At 42.7% G+C, this 1,365-nt stretch carries 2 protein-coding genes; both read left to right on the top strand.

Going from position 1 to position 1,365, the window contains the following annotated elements; genetic code table 11:
* On the top strand, positions 1-522 hold a 522-nt coding region (locus tag JZU62_RS06235), incomplete at its 5' end, for a hypothetical protein (RefSeq protein ID WP_295012978.1).
* A gap of 28 nt (positions 523-550) precedes the next feature.
* Positions 551-1,365: DNA/RNA non-specific endonuclease (locus JZU62_RS06240; RefSeq protein WP_295012980.1), on the top strand; the 815-nt coding region annotated here is incomplete at its 3' end.

Here is a 1,365-nt window from a genome sequence, read left to right on the forward strand (position 1 = left end):
TCCCTCTTTAAAAAATATCTGACAAAGATTATCCCCCTCGCAGCAGAACGGAGTACCTATGTCCTTTTTTCAGGATTGGCATTGGGATTGATTTGTCTGTATTGGCAGCCGTTGGAGGGGGTTTTATGGCATGTCGATAATGAGATCATAAGAAACTTACTAACCGCAGGATATCTATTTGGTTGGCTATTTTCTCTCTTTTCGACCTTTATCATAAACCATTTTGAACTTTTCGGATTACAGCAAATCTATCTAAACTTCATCAACAAACCTGCTCCCGCTATCGATTTTAAAGAGAAGCTATTTTATAAATTTGTACGCCATCCAATCCAACTAGGAGTGCTGATCGGGCTGTGGCTAACACCGACTATGTCCTATTCGCATTTGATGCTTTCATGCACACTTACAATTTATATTTTTGTCGGTCTTTGGTTTGAGGAGAGAGATTTGATTGCAGAATTAGGAGATACCTATAAGGAGTATCAAAAACGTGTCAGGATGTTCCTCCCATTCCCCAAATAAGAGTATAAAATCATGCTAAAATTCGCCCATGAAATTATTTGTATCTATAATCGCTCCTTTATTACTCTCTAGCTCATTATTTAGCGCCCCGACACAATGTGAAGGACTTTATTACCGCAACGAAGCTCCCGACATTCTAAACACCAAGCTTATGCCAAAAACCAAAGAGCTGTGTTTTAGCTCATTTGCCCTGATGCACTCAGGTATCTCGCGTACATCACTGTGGAGTGCCGAACATCTCACGAAAGAGGGATTACGCCATAAGAGTAAACGGAGTAATGATTTTCATCCCGAAGAACAGCTAAGCAGTGATGAGCGTGCCGAACTCGCCGATTATGCGCGATCAGGATATGATCGCGGTCATTTAGCACCCGCAGCCGATATGGGGAATAAGCAAGCGCAGCATGAGTGTTTTACCCTCGCCAACATGGTGCCCCAAAACTCGGAAAACAATCGAGGTATCTGGTCGGCTATTGAGGGGGCAACGCGCCATTTGACGAAGCAAAAAGGGGAACTTTACGTGATCACCGGAGTGATTTTCAGCGGTTCTCAAGTAAAGCGGATCGGGGGGAGAGTACTGGTTCCAACAAAGCTCTATAAAGCGCTTTATGAACCTTCCACTGGTCAGGGTGGTGCATATCTTGTCACCAATGCACCGAGTAACGATTATGAGGTAGTCAGTATTGCAGAACTAGAGAAGATGAGTGGAGTACAACTCTTTCCCTCAATGGCTATTTCCGCCAAAGAACATGCGATGAATTTACCCGATCCACAAGGGTATCACGGTAATTCGTATAACAATACGACGAATAAAGATATAATATATTTGATCGAAAAACTTTT

Origin of the sequence: Sulfuricurvum sp., assembly GCF_019163035.1 — a bacterium.
In the GTDB taxonomy this organism is placed as follows: Bacteria; Campylobacterota; Campylobacteria; order Campylobacterales; family Sulfurimonadaceae; genus Sulfuricurvum.